Genomic DNA, 16,276 nt, shown 5'->3' on the forward strand with positions numbered 1-16,276 from the left:
CCTCATTTTTACAATCAGTGGTTGTTATTATGAGAGGGGATCAACGCATGCCAATCGGTAAAAGTAGATTAGTCAGAAAGACTGCAATTCTACTATCTGTATGGATCGCTTGCTCGCAGCTACTTATCAGCATACTTCCGTCTAATGGTGTTTTAGGTCCAAAAGTGTATGCAGATGTTCAGTCGGCAGCTGAAACTGCGCCTGCGGCAGATCAGGATTTGTCATTATGGTATCAAGCACCGGCCACGAACTGGGAGACGCAGGCGCTCCCTATCGGAAATGGTTATATGGGTGGCATGGTATTTGGTGGTGTTGAGCAGGAGCGAATTCAATTTAATGAAAAGACACTGTGGAGCGGTGGGCCTGGAGCAGATTCAAATTACCAATATGGTATTAAAGACGGTGCTCAGCAACATGTTGAGACCATAAGACAGCTTCTAAAAGAAGGGAAAATTAATGAAGCTAAGGCTCTTGTAGGGAAGATTACTGGTGTTATGGGTGCTGGTGATAGTTCTTTCGGAGCGTATCAAGCATTTGGTGACGTGTTCTTAGATTTTAACCGTCAGTCAGCGTATACGGTAACAGCGAGCTCGGATAATCCACAATACGGCGAGCCTATTTCCAATTTAACCGATGGTTCGGTAAATACGAAATGGTATTCAGGTGATGGAGCACCACCTTTTTGGGTGCAGTGGGCATATGAAGAGGCTAAGGTAATTACCGGATATTCGTTCACTTCAGGGAATGATGTGCCTGATCGGGATCCGAAGAGCTGGACGCTGAAAGGCTCGAATGACGGGCAGCAGTGGACCCCGCTAGATAACAGATCCAATGAAGAGTTTGCAAGCCGCAAACAGAAGAAATCATATACTTTTTCCAATGCTACAGCTTATAAATTCTATAAATTCGATCTTGTAAGCAAGGGCGGAACGAAAATTCAATTGTCCGAGATGGAGATGACAAGCGCATCGGGGAACAGCGGTGCTCAGACGTACTCTGATTATCGGCGTGAATTGAATCTTAATGATGCCATGGCAAGAGTGTCCTATACTTCGGGCAATGTAAAATACAAGCGGGAGTATTTCATCAGTTATCCGGATAAGGTCATGGTCATGAGACTGACAACGGAAGAGAATCAGCCGATGACCTTTGATGTTCGCCTTACTGGTGCTCAGCCCTCTAATACCGTTAAGGGTGAAGGAAATAAACTAACGCTAAGTGGAAAGGTACCCAGTAATAAGATGGCATACGAAGCGCAGCTTCAAGTACAGCATGAAGGAGGAACTGTAACAGCGAAGGATGGGAAACTTACCGTAAACGGTGCGAGTGTTGTCACGATCCTGATGACCGCTGCAACAGATTATGCCAATAATTTTCCTACGTATAAGAGTGACAAGACGCCAAAAGAAATTGTAGAAGCGAACCTAAACGCAGCATCCGCTAAATCATTCAATCAGTTGCGTGCATCCCATTTGACAGATTATAAGGAACTGTTCGATAGAGTCTCACTTGATCTTGGTGGGGTTACTACAAATCTTCCTACGAATGAGCTTTTGAATGGTTATAAAACGAATGCTAGTGACGGAGAGAAAAGAAGCTTGGAGGCATTATTTTTCCAATATGGCCGTTATTTGCTTATCGCATCCTCCAGGGAAGGCTCACTGCCTGCTAACCTACAAGGGGTATGGAATCAAGTAAATAATCCACCATGGAACAGTGACTATCATACGAATATCAATGTGCAGATGAATTATTGGCCTTCCGAGGTTGTTAACTTAGCGGAAACCGATATTCCGTACATTGATTATATTGATTCCCTGCGCGAGCCGGGTAGGGAAACAGCCCAAAGACATCATGGAATTGAAGGGGAAGGCTGGGCGATTCATACCGTCAACAACCCATTTGGTTATACTGCGCCAGGCTCTGATTTTTATTGGGGCTGGTCACCGGCTGCTAACGCCTTCATGGTGCAGCAGGTGTGGGATCACTATGCTTTTAGTGGAGATAAAGATCTTTTAAGAGGCCAAGTGTATGACATTATCAAGGAAACAACACAATTCTGGATTAAATACCTGGTCGAAGATTCAGACGGAAGTCTAGTATCATCTCCTTCCTACTCTCCAGAGCAAGGGGATATATCCGACGGTGTGTCTTATGATCAGGAATTAGTCTGGGAGTTGTTCACACAGTTCATCAAGGCTAGTGAAATATTGGGTGTGGATGAACAGCTGCGTAACGAGGTCATGGAGAAACGAAGCAAGCTATGGATGCCGCAGGTCGGAAGCTGGGGGCAGGTGCAGGAGTGGAAGAATGATATCGATAGTCCAACAGATCAGCACCGCCATATCTCGCATCTGATCGGCTTGTATCCAGGTACGCTTATTAATGAAGTGAATAATCCGGAGTTATTTGCAGCAGCAAGAGTCACCTTGAATTCTCGTGGCGATGGTGGAACGGGGTGGAGTAAAGCGAATAAGATCAATTTATGGGCACGTCTGCTTGATGGTAACCGTGCACATAAACTGTTAGGTGAGCAGCTTAGAGGCAGCACGCTCGACAATTTGTTCGATACACATCCACCGTTCCAAATTGACGGTAACTTCGGAGCAACTTCAGGAATCGCAGAAATGCTTCTACAAAGCCAAACTGGAAGTATCGATTTATTAGCTGCTTTACCAGATGCATGGGCTACCGGAAACGTTAAAGGACTTGTGGCAAGAGGCGGATTTGAAGTGGATATGCGCTGGGAAGGTACGATCTTGAAAGAAGCCTTGCTTACTTCTAAGCAGGGTAATAAGGCTTCTGTTAAATACCATGGATTTGTCCAATCCAATAAATTCAAGGTCGTTCGCGCAGGAAGCGGGGAATCCATCAACTTCACGGTGAATGGGAACTTGATTGAATTCCCAACAGTGAAAGGACAGCAATATAAGATTGTATCCAGTGTAAAGCCACCAGTGCTTCCAATAAAAGTAGATGATAAAGATCCGTCGATTGTATATACCGGAACGTGGAGTCCTTACAGTGACGCAGGCGATTACAAGGGCACAGAAAGCTATAGTAATCAGCAAGGGGCTTCAGCGTCGTTCACGTTTACAGGAACATCGATTAAATTTATCAGCGCTTTGCAGGCAAACCACGGACATTTCGATGTGTATCTCGATGGAGGGCTAGTCGCTGAAGGTGTTGATGGATATGGTCCATCGACGATGAAGCAGCAGGTATTATTCCAACAATCCGATCTCTCCAAAGGGGAACATACAATTAAGATTGTCGTGAAAGGGGCGAAGAACAACGCCTCTTCGAATACCATTGCGATGATTGATGCTTTCGAATATGTTCCTGTTGAACGGAATGAACCTACTGCGATAACTTTAAGTGGACCTAAGTCGATAAATCAAGGTCTGACCTTTACAGTTGACATGGGCGTTAGCAATGTCACGGATGCGACCTATGCGCAAGACATTCGATTGAAGTACGACGAGAATCTTCTAGAGTACATCTCGGGCGAATCGATGAACGATGGGATACAGGTGTTAGAATCAAAGAATGATCCAATCGGAACCATTCGCCTAATCACGGCTAGTACGGGAACTGGTCTAACCGGTGATGCCAAGGTGCTTGAACTAAACTTCAAAGCAAAGCCAGTGACGAAGTCTGAGTTAGCGAGCATAAAGGTAAGCAGTGCTGTATTTGGTGACGCGAATGGACTGGAGACAGAAGCCGATCTTTCAAATATCGAAGTCGAGATTAAGGCAGATGAGCAGCCGCCGATAAAATCCGGAGACTTAAATGAGGATGGTAAAGTGAGCATCGGTGACTTGGCGATTGCAGCTTCGCACTATGGTAAAGATCAGAACAGTGTAGATTGGCAGACGGCTAAGCGTGCAGATCTTAATAATGACGGAAAGATCGACATTATGGATTTAGCAGCAATTGCTCAAAAAATATTGAATTGAGAGAAGGACACCTGAGTTTTTACTCAGGTGTCCTTCTTTTGTAAACAAAAAAGGTTCTATAGGACAAAAAGTATCAACTCCACATCAAAAGAGATCATGTGGTTACGTTTTTATAGCCTATATAATGGAAAAGTGTTAATGGAATTACAGTCAGAATTGTAAAATCAAGTGCTTAGAGAAGTCGAGCAAGTTTATTCGAGGGGGATAGCCAATGAAAAGCAAGGGTAAAAAGAAAGCGGCATTAAGTCTAGTTATGATGTCCATTGTATTGTCTCTGGCAGGATGTGGCGGGGGGACAAATGGGGCTGAAGCTCCAGCTCCCGAGAAAACAACAGCTGCGACGCAGACTGAGCCAGCGAAGACAGACGAGCCCAAGCCTGAAGAGCCGAAAGTAACGGGAGACCTCGAAATCCAATACTTTGTCGGTGGTTATGGAGACGGTTGGTGGAAAGAAGTCATTGGTGAATTCAAGAAGAAGTACCCAGATGTCAACATTAAGGAATCCGCAGGTTCACAAATCAACGAGCAAATGAAGCCCCGCTGGATCCAAGGTAATCCACCAGATGTTGTATACATCGATGGAGCAGGCTCGAACGAAACGCAAATGGTGCTCGACGACCAATTGATGGATATTACAGATTGGGTTAAAGATGCGAAAAATGTGGACGGCGAGCAGCTTACGAGCAACTTGATCGCACCTCCACAAGACTACAGTGGCAAAAACTATACGATTCCACTCGTATTCGGATCATGGGGAACCTTCTATGATGAAACCCTGTTTACTGAAAAGGGATGGGATGTTCCGAAAGATTGGGATAGCTTCCTCGCCACAAGTGAAAAAATCAAAGCGGATGGCGTATATCCGTACATTCATACCGGTAAATACCCATACTACATCGTGGGAGGTCTCTTAAATACAGGTTTTGTATCTGAGAATGGGGACAATCCGCAGATCTTAAAGGATCAAGAAGCTGCTAAAGAAGGTTCTTTCAAAAATGATGCTGTAGCGAATACCTTGAAAAAGATCGTTGATATGAGGGACAAAGGGTATTTCGATAACGCATCGTTCGGTATGAGTCATACAGACTCCCAAATGCTCTTCTTGCAACATAAAGATGCAATGATTCCTAATGGCTTGTGGCTCGAAAATGAAATGAAAAAAGATGTTCCAGAGGGCTTCAAATTTGGATTCGTTCCTTCCGTTATGCAGAAGCCAGGCGGTAAATTTGTGGCTATTCCTTACACTAGTAACATTGCAATTGCAAAGAAGGCTAAAAATCCAGATGCAGCAAAAGCATTTATTGAATTTATCTTTACTAAACAAGCCGCAGTTCGTTGGGCTGAGCTGACTGGCGCTTTGATGAACGTCAAGGCAGATCTGGAATCTTCAGGCGCAAGTGATGTTGTTAAAACGGCAATGAAATATTTCAACGGTAGTGACACGATCGTTGCTCCTGTATTTAAATTGGCCGCGGACATTGAGCAGGCTGAGAATGATGCAACCATTGCATTGCTGCAAGGTTCTATTACACCAGAAGAATGGATGGACCGTATGGAGAAGGCGGCAGCCAAAATCCGGAAGTAAGTTCATGACTCTTCTTTCTAAACAATCAGAGGACATAGGTGCCTCTGATTGTTCTTTCAAATTTAAGGGGAGGATGGCTTACGCTCATGAAGAAAAATAAATTGTGGAAACGTAATTTGTTTATTGCGAGTTTCTTGCTGCCTACGTTTGCTATCTTTTGTTTATTCACTATTTATCCGTTGTTTCGAGGCTTGTACTTAAGCTTCTTCGATTGGTCAGGCGGTTCCGAATCGATGAATTTTATCGGTATTGATAATTATAGACAATTATTCTCGGATGAGATCATACCAAAAGCCATTTCGAATGATTATTTCTTGATTTTTTGGAAGGTCATCTTAATCATGTTATTTGCAACGTTTTTCGCAGTATCATTGACCCGTTTGAAATTGAAAGAATACGGTTTTTACCGAGTGGTGTTTTTCTTTCCGAATATCATTTCCGTAGCCGTTATCGGTGTATTGTGGAGTTTTATATACAATCCCCGTCTTGGATTCCTGAATGCATTCATCTCGTTATTTACAGGAAAACCAGTGGAAACGAACTGGTTAGGTGATTCAAACCTCGCAATGTGGTCACTTCTTCCTCCTAGTGTATGGGCTGGTATCGGATTCTATATGCTGCTCATTATCGCTTCTATTCTAGGTATTCCTTCCTCGCTATATGAAGCAGCCAGTATTGACGGTGCGGGGCAATGGCAACAGTTTACTCGAATTACTTTACCCCTGATTTGGGAGCAATTCAAAACCTCTATCATTCACATCGTAATCACAACACTGAACGGCTCCTTTATTATCGTTAAGCTGATGACGGATGGTGGCCCGGATAATCAGACACAAGTGCTCGGTTATTATTTGTATCAGATGGGCTTCAAACAGTTCCATTTAAGCTACGGGGCAACCATCGGGGTGCTAATCTTACTGTTATCTTTAATCACTACTCTAATTTTGCAGCGCATTCTTCACCGAGAGTCCATTGAAATGTAAGGAGGAAAATACTTTGAACGATAATCCCGCCAAAAAACCACTTCTGCTGATATCAAAAATTGCAGTTCGATTTTTCCTCATCTTGTGGAGCTTGGTAGTCTTATATCCTGTTCTTTGGACATTCCTGACATCCTTAAAGGATAATCAGCAGGTTATGCTCGGGAAACCGTGGGATTTCCCATCTATTTTTCGTTTTGAAAACTATACAAATGTGTGGAGCAGAGCAAACTTTGGCGACTACTTCCTGAACTCCATTATAGTAACCGTGGCTAGTACACTGTTATCGCTTATTATGGCTGCTACAACAGCATATATATTAGCTCGGTTTACCTTTAAATCTAGAGGCCTGTTTTATTTTGTATACGTTGCTTCAATGATGATTCCAACCACACTCGGATTGATACCATTGTTCTTTCTTCTCGGAGATATGAATTTGTCCAACTCCTTAGTAGGGCTCACGCTTGTTTATTCTGTCGGAACGATTGGCATCCTTCCATTCGGTATCTTCTTTCTGGTTGGATTTTTCAAGGCACTTCCCCGTGAGCTTGAAGAAGCCGCAACAATTGATGGATCTTCACTATACGGCGTTTTCTTCAAGATCATGTTGCCATTATCGAAGCCAGGATTAATCACAGTAGGAATTATGAATGCTTTAACCGTGTGGAATGAGTACATCATGGCCACGGTATTGATCAACGATCCAGCGAAATACACCATTCCTGTCGGAATAGCCATTATGCAAGGGGAAATGCAGTACAGAACGGAATGGGGGCCATTGTTTGCGGGTCTTTCCATTTCTATGATTCCCGTCATTGTGATGTATGTGTTGTATCAACGTCAAATTACGGGTGGGTTAACAGCAGGTGCGTTGAAAGGTTAATTATAGGAGGGTTAAGGAAATGCCGAAGAAGATTCTCAGTATCTTCATTACACTTATGATGGTGGCCGGCTTGTTCTCCAGTTTTGCAGCTGCAGCGGATGTAGCTTCTGATCTTCCACAAAAAGATGCAAAATTAACGGAATCCTATGAAATCTATCCATTACCGCAGCAACAAACCGAAGAAGAGACAACCTTAACCATTACACAAAATGTAAACGTTGTTATTGAAGATTCGATTGACCAGCCGACAAGAAAGCTGCTTCAAAGGATACTGGATTCCAAATCACTTCAGGTCACTGAGTCAGGAGCTGTAGTAGCAGGGAAAACAAATATCTTTTTGGGAACTAGAAATTCATCAGGCTATGTAGACAACTACTTCACTCAGAATATTCCCTATGAGGCGGATCACTTCAATGAGCTGGACGCTTATGTTCTTAACGTTAGCACCAAGCAACAGAATAAAGGTGTTATTGCGATATTAGGTAAAAATACGGATGCGGCTTATTATGGCCTGGCATCGCTGAAGATGATTTTTGATCAAATTCCTGATCTGCAGGTTCGTAATCTCACCATCGAAGATTTCTCTGATACTCGCTCACGAGGATTTATCGAAGGCTTTTACGGCACGCCTTGGTCACATGAAGATCGAATGAGCTTGATGCGTTTCGGTGGAGAGCTGAAGATGAACTCTTATATTTTTGCACCTAAAGATGACAAGTACCATAACGCGCAATGGAGAACACCCTATCCTGCAGCTGAGCTTGCCAAGATCAAAGAACTGGTGGATGTCGGACATGAATCCAAGACGCAGTTTGTATGGGCAATTCATCCAGGGTTCAATATGATCAATTGGAACAATTATGATGCAGAACTTCAAACCTTACTTGCAAAGCTTGAACAATTGTACAGTGTAGGCGTACGTCAATTTGGACTATTTATGGATGATATCAGCACATCACAATCATTAGTGGATAAGGATAAACATGTTAAGCTTATTACGGATGTTGCGAATTGGGTAACGTCCAAGAAAGACGTCAAATCATTAATTTATTGTCCTCCATATTATAATAAAAGCTGGACAGGAACGACTGGCAGACCCTATCTTGAAGCCTTGAGAAATGTGCCAGAGAATGTAGATATAATGTGGACCGGAAACGGCGTTGTTGCCTCTGTTAATGCAGCAGATATGCAGTGGCCCAAAGATGCACATGGAAGAGACCCATATATGTGGTTAAACTGGCCAGTGAATGACTATAAGGATGCAAGACTGCTGCTCGGTAAAGCAGAAGTGCTCATTCCAGGTACACATAATATTTCAGGTGTAGTGTCAAATCCTATGAAGCATGCGGAATTATCTAAGATCGGTATCTTCGCGGTTGCGGATTACACTTGGAATGTAGATGATTTTGATCAAGAGGAGAGCTGGCTCGATTCATTTAAGCATATTGCCCCTGAAGTTGCTTCTGAGCTTAATACGATTGCCTATCATATGAGTGACCCATCGCCTAGCGGTCATGGACTTGTGGTAGGTGAGTCGGAAAATATCAAAGCTGAACTAGCGCAATTCTTAAGTCAATACTCAAGTGGTCAGCCGATAGAAACGATGGGGAATACATTGATTCAAGAATTTGATCTAGTATTGGATGCCATCGCGTCGTTTAGAGTAAATAACACGAATGAAAATATGGAAGAAGAAATTGATCCATGGCTAAATAGCTTGCAAAATGTCGTTCTTGCCGATAAATCGGCAGTTCTCTCTGCGATAGCAATCCAGAAAGAGAATGTTGATCAGGCATGGGAAGCACTGGCTAAGGCCACAAGCGCATTAAGCTTATCCAAAACATTCAAAATTGAGAAGCTTAATTCTCCAGATGTGACGGTCGAGGCAGGAGCAAAGCGGATGGTTCCTTTTGCTGAGCAGCTCATTAATAAACTGGATGCTCAGATTTATACTTTGGTGGACCCGGAATATGTTAAACCTCTAGCTGTAAGCTCATATGGTTCTCCTTCAGGATTAAACCTGATGGTAGACGGAGATTTAGCAACGAACGTCTATATTCAGACGCTTCAACAGAATGGAGACTGGTATGGTGTTGATTTTGGAAAAACCATTAAAGTGGAAGAAATTGCGATCACACAAGGTAGAAATGATGCGGATCACGATATATTCCAAAGGGGGATTCTTGAGTATTCCGTGAACGGTCAAGAATGGACTACAATCGGAGAAGAGCGTTCCGGGTATAAAATTTCTGCTTCCGGGCTCAATGTGGAGGCAAGGATGGTTCGATATCGATTGACTCATGCTGGAATACCTGGAGGTAAGCCTGATTTATGGACGGCAGTTCGCGAGTTTTCCGTAAATGCAGGTAAAGATAAGGTAGCCATTTACACCGATGTGACAGAGTTGAAGGATACTCCTGTTATGGTAGCAGATAATTCTGTGCAATTATCGAATATGAATGGAATCACATTAAAGCCATCCCAATATGTTGGGATTAATTTGAAATCCATTGAAGAGATCACGCAAGTTGCGCTTGAAGCTTCTAACGGAGAAGTTCGGTTAGAATCCTCAAAGAACGGTGTGGAATGGGAACAGATTAATGAGGGGAATGGGGCGTTTGCTAGTGCTACCTATTTCCGGATCATAAACAAGGGAACTGAGAATATCACTGTAGATTTGACAAGGCTCATGATCAAGCTGAACAAATTCTCTCCACCAATGATTACTCATAATTACGGAAGCATTTATGAAGGTTCTATCAACAACGTGTACAATGCTTCTTTAGAGAACAAGGTTTGGTTCGGTTCGATTCAATCGAAAGGGAAGTATATTCAGATCGACATGGGCGGTGTGGTGAATGTCCAGAATGTAGCTGTCGTGATTGGAGACGGTGAAGGAGATTTCTTCCGTAAAGGAGATTTACAGCTGTCGCTAGACGGAGAGACATGGGATACGATCCATACGTTTACTAATCCAAATGATCGGAGTTTGAATTTCCCAGAGCACGAGGTGCCTTACCGTTATAAGCGAGTTCAAGTTGACGGTGGCAAGCAAGCCCGATATGTAAGATTAATTTCAACAGAAACACAAGATGCATGGCTCGCGCTCAATGAAATTTTGGTTAATGAAGGAATTGAAAGACCGGGATCTGCCAATCCGGCTATTCAGGCTGAACCTGCTGGAGTTATAGGGAATGAAGCGTCTCTGTCCGTTGATCAAAAGCTATCCACCTTCTATATGCCGGGTACTGGGAATACGGGTTCCTTAAATTATAAGTTGTCGAAGGATACAAAGGTAAAAGAAGTGATAGTTTTGCAAAATCCATCGGATAATTCAAACGCTGCGGTGTCCGTGCGAGATGCGAGTGGATGGCATAAGGTAGGTAACCTGTCCTCATCTTATAATACATTTGATACCTCCAAGTATAGTAATGTGTTTGAAGTGAAGATTCAGTGGGAGGGTTCAACTAAACCCAAAATCCACGAGATCATTACCGTTAAAAAAGACGGGAATGGTGAGGTTGATCCATCGGGTAAGATGACTTCTGTTCTGTCTGGGGTAGACACTGTAGCTGGAGGTAATGACTTTCAACTGGCGTTTGGGGTAAAAAGTGTAACAGATGCTGTATATGCGATGGATATAACCATGAACTATGATCCTAAGCTATTGGAATTCAAGGCTGCTACTTCCTTGCGTAGTGGAATCCAGGTGCTTGAAACTGCTAATCACACGCCTGGAAAACTACGACTCCTGGTGGTGAGTGAAGGTGCGGGAAATGCTGTGACTGGCAATCTGCAGCTGTTATCCTTGGATTTCGGTACTAAAACAGTAGCGGAAGCTACAGAGAGTACTATTCAGATTGAAAAAGTGATCGTAGCAGATGCGGAAGGCAAGGAGAGCGAAACTGTTACGTCGAGCCATAAGCTCAAGATAACAGCAGAAGAGCCGGAGCCTGGTATGACTGGTGACATCAATAAAGATGGCAAAGTGTCCATCGGTGACTTAGCGATTGTCGCTGCTAATTATGGCAAGGATACCAGCAGTCCGGATTGGGCTGAGGCTAAACGTGCCGATATCAATAAAGATGGTGTGATTGATTTGAAAGACTTGGCGCTGGTAGCTCGTAAGATAACAGAATGAGTAGTAGCCTTCAACCCATAACAAATTAGCAGATATAATCAAAAGAAAGGAAGTGTCACCGCAGCCATTTCATGGCTTTTGGGACACTTCCTTTTTTTTGCTTGAAGAGTGCTAGCCTAGCTATGCTCCGCTAATTGTACCTCGAAGCCGTCCGGGTCCAGTATATATAAGAATCGCAGATGGGGATTTGGTGTGATCGGTCCGCGTGCGACGGGGATGCCTTGGCTTTTCAAATACGCTATGGCATCGTCGAGCGATTCCACTTCGAAACCAACAGAAACGCCGCATTCCGGCTTCAGTGCCGGATCACTACCCTGAATAAGCTCGATTTTGGGCTGATCCACCGTGCCTAACATAACAATTTGTTTTCCTCTACTCTCAAATCTGCGGTCAATGGGAAGCCCCAGAATCCGGTTATAAAAATCAAGGGAAGCCTCCAGATCGCGCACCCTAAGCGTTACCCAATTCATTCTCAACTTCATGATTGTAATGTCCTCCTCTATCTATTTCTATGACAAAGCCGATTCTACTTAATTATACGCTTTCTTGTTCACTAAAAGTTCGTAATATTAAACCTAATTCACGAAGGAATACATAATTGTTAAACGATGCCTTGAATTCTAGAATGATGATATTGGAATTATATTACTTTTCAAATCTAAAATCATTCTGGGAGGTTGTCATAATGAAGCGTAGGCTTATTTACGTTCTTACGATCCTAGTAATCGTTCTAGGTTCCTGGTTGTTACTGCATAACCAAGAGAATAAGAGCGCTTTAGAAAAGGAAGGAAAAGAAGTGACTAACGTGATTACTACTGACAGTAGTACATCAGCGGCTAAAGTTACTGTCAATAACGGACAAATTTCGGTTCAGTACTTGACTCCCGCTTATAAGGTTACAGTGAAAGGAGATATTTTGTATGCGAGCAAGAAGAATGAGACAGATGCTCTAGAACCGCTGAAACTCGATCTGTACGAGCCGTCTGGCGATAATAACGAGAAGAGGCCTGTATTTATTTTCATTCACGGTGGTGGTTATACAGAAGGGAATAAGAACGATGCAGCAGACTTTTCTACGGGATTGGCGAAGCGAGGATATGCTGTATTGTCCGTTGATTATAGGCTGAAAAAAGATCCATTTACTAATTTCAGCCGCACACTTAATGACGCTTATGAAGATATAACCGATGTGATTAAATGGATCAACGATAACGCAGAGATTTACGGGATGGATGCAAGCCGTATTGTTATCGGTGGTGATTCGGCGGGGGGACATCTAGCCATAAACTTTGTCAATCAATATGTATCACAGGATCCTTCCATCATTAAATCTGTATTTTCTATTGTTGATATTTATGGCGGTGATCTGACGAAAAGTGCGGACAGCAAGCTGCCGCCGGTCCTCATCATTCATGGAACGATAGACAAACTGGTGCCGTACCAGCAAAGTGTTGAATTGGCCGAACAGCTGAAAGAGAAGGGGGTGTATCATAATCTACTCACCATGGAAGGTGTCGGACATGACTACAAGAATGATAAATACATCGATGAAATTATGGAGACGACAACACATTTTCTATGGAATGTCATGAATAGTTCTGATCTTGCAGAGCTGCCAGAGAATTCCGGGATTTCGATTGCTTCCGGCGATGCCTTTGATATTAAGCTGCCTGGGGCCTATCGCATTCCTGCGAAGGAGTCGATGAACATCGATTTGCCTGAGGGCTGGATACTTCGTGAGCAGGAGGAAGAAGACAGACTTCGGATACAGGTTCCGGAAGGCTTGGTGCGAGGAAACGATACACTGTTTGTCTCACGAGGCGAAGATCCTAAAACGGCAATGAGCTTCGCTGTCAATGTTAACGTAATCGACCCGCTGATGGTGAAATATGAGACATTTTATGATGAAGCTGCTAAGGAAATAAAAACTCATATGGATGTTACTAATCAGTCTACGAACAATTTCAATGGTTCTGTGGAAGCCGATTATGATACAGAACGTTCTACTCAGGGGACCTACAACGCCACTGTGGAGAATCTGGAATTAGGAAAGAGTGTGCGGTTAGAGATTCCTGAGCTTGCTAGAGGACAACGGACGCTTAAATCTTATAATGACATAGGTAATCTATTGCAGACGACGTTAGATTCCTTTAACGCGCTGTTGTTGCCAAAACTCAGTAAGCCCGTTGAAATTGATGGTAACCTAACAGATTGGAGTGATCTGGCTCGCTTTGATGTGAAGGATATCAAAATCAATTGGCGAGGTAAGCAGGATATCAGTGCGACCGGTTTCTTAGCTTGGGACGAGGATAACCTTTATCTAGGGGTAGAAGTTATAGATGACAAGCATGAACAGTCGGCATCAGGCGATGCCATTTGGAGTGGGGACAGCATTCAGATTGGGATTGGTATTGCAAACTTAGACGGAACGGTACCCTCGGAGTATCATGAACTAGGTGTGGCTCGGGGAAATGCAGGGAATTTACTCAAGTGGCGCTGGCTAACCCCAATGGGATTCAATATAAATGATGCCCTAGAGCTAAAGTATGCGGTGAGTCGTTCAGATTCAACAACCAGCTACGAATTAGCCATACCCTGGCGTGAACTGAGCCATGACATTACGCAGGTGAAGCAAGGAATGAAGCTTAAGTTTTCGCTGCTGGTCAATGATAATGACGGCGAGGGGCGTAGAGGCTGGCTGGAATACAATAGTGGCATAGGTTCTTCGAAGGATGTTAATGCCTTCGGGGATCTGTACCTGATGGATTAAGAGGATCTCATGAAACTATAAGTTTCTGTAACTATCGGGAAAACGGCAGAGATGCCGTTTTTTTATTTTATTGTCGCTCAATGAACGAAAAGATAACAAATAAGTTTTGCATTGACACATCCAACTTTTGACATTATGATATGAATGAAAAAATAATTATTCATTCATGGAGATGCGGAAAGTGGAAGATAAAAAAACAAAGATTTATGATTGTGGGAAAGAGATATTTAGCAATAAAGGTTTTAAGGATACGAATGTCTCGGACATTACAAAAAAAGCTGGAATAGCTATAGGAACTTTTTACAATTATTATCCTTCTAAGGAAAAGCTTTTTATGGATATCTTTCTTGAAGAAAATGCGAAACTCAAAAAAAACTGTATGGAATCCCTTGACATGACCCAAAGCCCTGTGATTGTAATTCGGCAGATGATGGCACTCAATGTGGAAGGCATAATATCCAACCCCATTCTAAAGGAATGGTACAACAAAAGTGTTTTTGGGAAAATCGAACAGCTTTATCGAGAAGAAACCGGCATTCAGGTGAACGATTTCTTATATGACAGCTTCCATGAAATTGTGCAGCAATGGCAAACCGAAGGCAAGATGCGAAGCGATATGGACAGCAAAATGATTATGATGGTCTTCGCCGCCATGATCAATGTGGAAACCCACAAGGAAGAAATAGGACTGGAGTTCTTTCCACAACTACTGGACCATATGATGGAACTAATCATGAAGGGTCTTACAGACTGCCCCAAATAGAACGAATGAGGCAGTTTTTTTATCTCTTAAAGTGAATGAATATAATAATATTCATTCAAAAACTGAGAAGAGGGGCATGCGAATGAACATTGTTGTAAGAAGTAAAAGGAAGATCTCAATGTGGATGGTTATACTGATCATCTTCGTCGTGATTGTAGTCATCGTATGGGGAGGGATTCTCTTAAGCGCTCCAGGGAGGCGTGAAGTTCAAAAGCTTACTATCAACGTCATTGATTTCCAAAAGCTGCGTGATGGAACCTATGTGGGAGAATATATCGGCACAAAGGATCATTCCAGAGATACCAAGGTTCAGGCATCAATATCTGAGGGTCAAATTTTAGATATTAAAATATTCAAAGGCGCTTTAGATAAAAATGGAAATCCGCTGAAAATGAAGGGGGGGATAAGCATTGGTGATTTGTTTAGACATGTGATTGAATCACAATCCCTTCAGGTAGACGTTATTAGTGGGGCAACGCTTACCTCTAAAGCACATCTTAAGGCACTAGAAAATGCACTGGAGCAAGCAAAGACGAAATAATTCGTTTCAGGAGGGCTAAGATGAACATTGCAGTCATATCGTATTCATTCACAGGCAACAATGATGCATTAGCTGGCAGTGTGGCTAAAGAACTGTCATCTGAATATTTTCAGATTTCTGAATCCAAGCCGCGGACAATGAGTTCCATTACAATGGATATGATTTTCAGCAGGATACCGTTGGTACAGCCATCACCTAATGTATTAGTGAAGTATGATTTGATCCTCTTTTTCGGGCCGATCTGGATGGGGCAAGTGGCCACACCACTCCGACCCTATTTAAAGCATTTGAAAACAAACCCGAACAAGTATGGTTTTATTTCAATCAGTGGCGGAGCGGACGGACCCAACACGAAGGTACCAGGCGAACTCAGGAAAAGAACTGGGGCTGATCCCGTTGTATTTATAGATCTGTATATCGCTGACTTAATATCGACGAATCCTAAACCGACACGAAAAGCTACTTCTGCTTACAAGTTAGATCCTGGGGATATCAAACAATTAACCAGTATAGTAGTGAAGAAAATAATGGATGTGACTTAAGTAAGAGTTGACCCATAAATAAACGGCAGAGATGCCGTTTATTTATTTTCTCCTCAACTGGTAGGAATTTGTCTATTATTAAAGTGTCAGTTCAATTCACTAGATGGTATGA

Annotated in this window: 10 protein-coding genes; 9 read left to right on the forward strand and 1 reads right to left on the reverse strand. The window is 42.9% G+C overall.

Features of this window, described 5'->3' with window-relative positions:
• Positions 1-47 precede the first annotated feature (47 nt).
• The 5 genes from MHI27_RS09200 (at position 48) to MHI27_RS09220 (ending at position 11,548) form a co-directional block, all read left to right on the forward strand.
• Positions 48-3,959: a glycosyl hydrolase family 95 catalytic domain-containing protein gene (locus tag MHI27_RS09200; protein ID WP_405176082.1), complete on the forward strand. Its 3,912-nt coding sequence runs from the start codon at positions 48-50 to the stop codon at positions 3,957-3,959.
• A 211-nt stretch (positions 3,960-4,170) separates the two neighbouring features.
• On the forward strand, positions 4,171-5,544 hold the full coding sequence (locus MHI27_RS09205) for an extracellular solute-binding protein (protein ID WP_405176083.1): 1,374 nt from the start codon (positions 4,171-4,173) through the stop codon (positions 5,542-5,544).
• A gap of 86 nt (positions 5,545-5,630) precedes the next feature.
• Positions 5,631-6,527, forward strand: a complete 897-nt coding sequence (locus MHI27_RS09210) for a sugar ABC transporter permease (protein WP_341053512.1) — start codon at positions 5,631-5,633, stop codon at positions 6,525-6,527.
• A gap of 13 nt (positions 6,528-6,540) precedes the next feature.
• The gene (locus tag MHI27_RS09215) at positions 6,541-7,407 is read left to right on the forward strand and encodes a carbohydrate ABC transporter permease (RefSeq protein ID WP_042186596.1); all 867 of its coding nucleotides are present in this window, start codon (positions 6,541-6,543) and stop codon (positions 7,405-7,407) included.
• 19 nt (positions 7,408-7,426) lie between these two features.
• The gene (locus tag MHI27_RS09220; RefSeq protein WP_405176084.1) at positions 7,427-11,548 is read left to right on the forward strand and encodes a beta-N-acetylglucosaminidase domain-containing protein; all 4,122 of its coding nucleotides are present in this window, start codon (positions 7,427-7,429) and stop codon (positions 11,546-11,548) included.
• A gap of 116 nt (positions 11,549-11,664) precedes the next feature.
• On the opposite strand, the gene MHI27_RS09225 is transcribed toward MHI27_RS09220, so the two are convergent.
• On the reverse strand, positions 11,665-12,030 hold the full coding sequence (locus tag MHI27_RS09225) for a VOC family protein (protein WP_076283288.1): 366 nt from the start codon (positions 12,028-12,030) through the stop codon (positions 11,665-11,667).
• Between the two features lie 203 nt (positions 12,031-12,233).
• Here MHI27_RS09225 and MHI27_RS09230 point away from each other — a divergent pair, with 203 nt between their 5' ends.
• From MHI27_RS09230 to MHI27_RS09245, 4 genes are all read left to right on the forward strand, one after another.
• Complete coding sequence (locus tag MHI27_RS09230; protein ID WP_405176085.1) at positions 12,234-14,318, forward strand: alpha/beta hydrolase fold domain-containing protein; 2,085 nt, start codon at positions 12,234-12,236, stop codon at positions 14,316-14,318.
• A gap of 181 nt (positions 14,319-14,499) precedes the next feature.
• Complete coding sequence (locus tag MHI27_RS09235) at positions 14,500-15,081, forward strand: TetR/AcrR family transcriptional regulator (protein WP_076283286.1); 582 nt, start codon at positions 14,500-14,502, stop codon at positions 15,079-15,081.
• A 118-nt stretch (positions 15,082-15,199) separates the two neighbouring features.
• Positions 15,200-15,622, forward strand: coding sequence for an FMN-binding protein (locus MHI27_RS09240; RefSeq protein WP_218640832.1), 423 nt, complete (start codon positions 15,200-15,202; stop codon positions 15,620-15,622).
• 20 nt (positions 15,623-15,642) lie between these two features.
• A complete protein-coding gene (locus tag MHI27_RS09245) occupies positions 15,643-16,164 on the forward strand; it encodes a flavodoxin family protein (RefSeq protein WP_405176086.1) in 522 nt (173 codons plus the stop codon).
• Positions 16,165-16,276: the final 112 nt, after the last annotated feature.

This window comes from Paenibacillus sp. FSL H8-0261 (assembly GCF_045040645.1).
Classification (GTDB): Bacteria; Bacillota; Bacilli; order Paenibacillales; family Paenibacillaceae; genus Paenibacillus_AQ.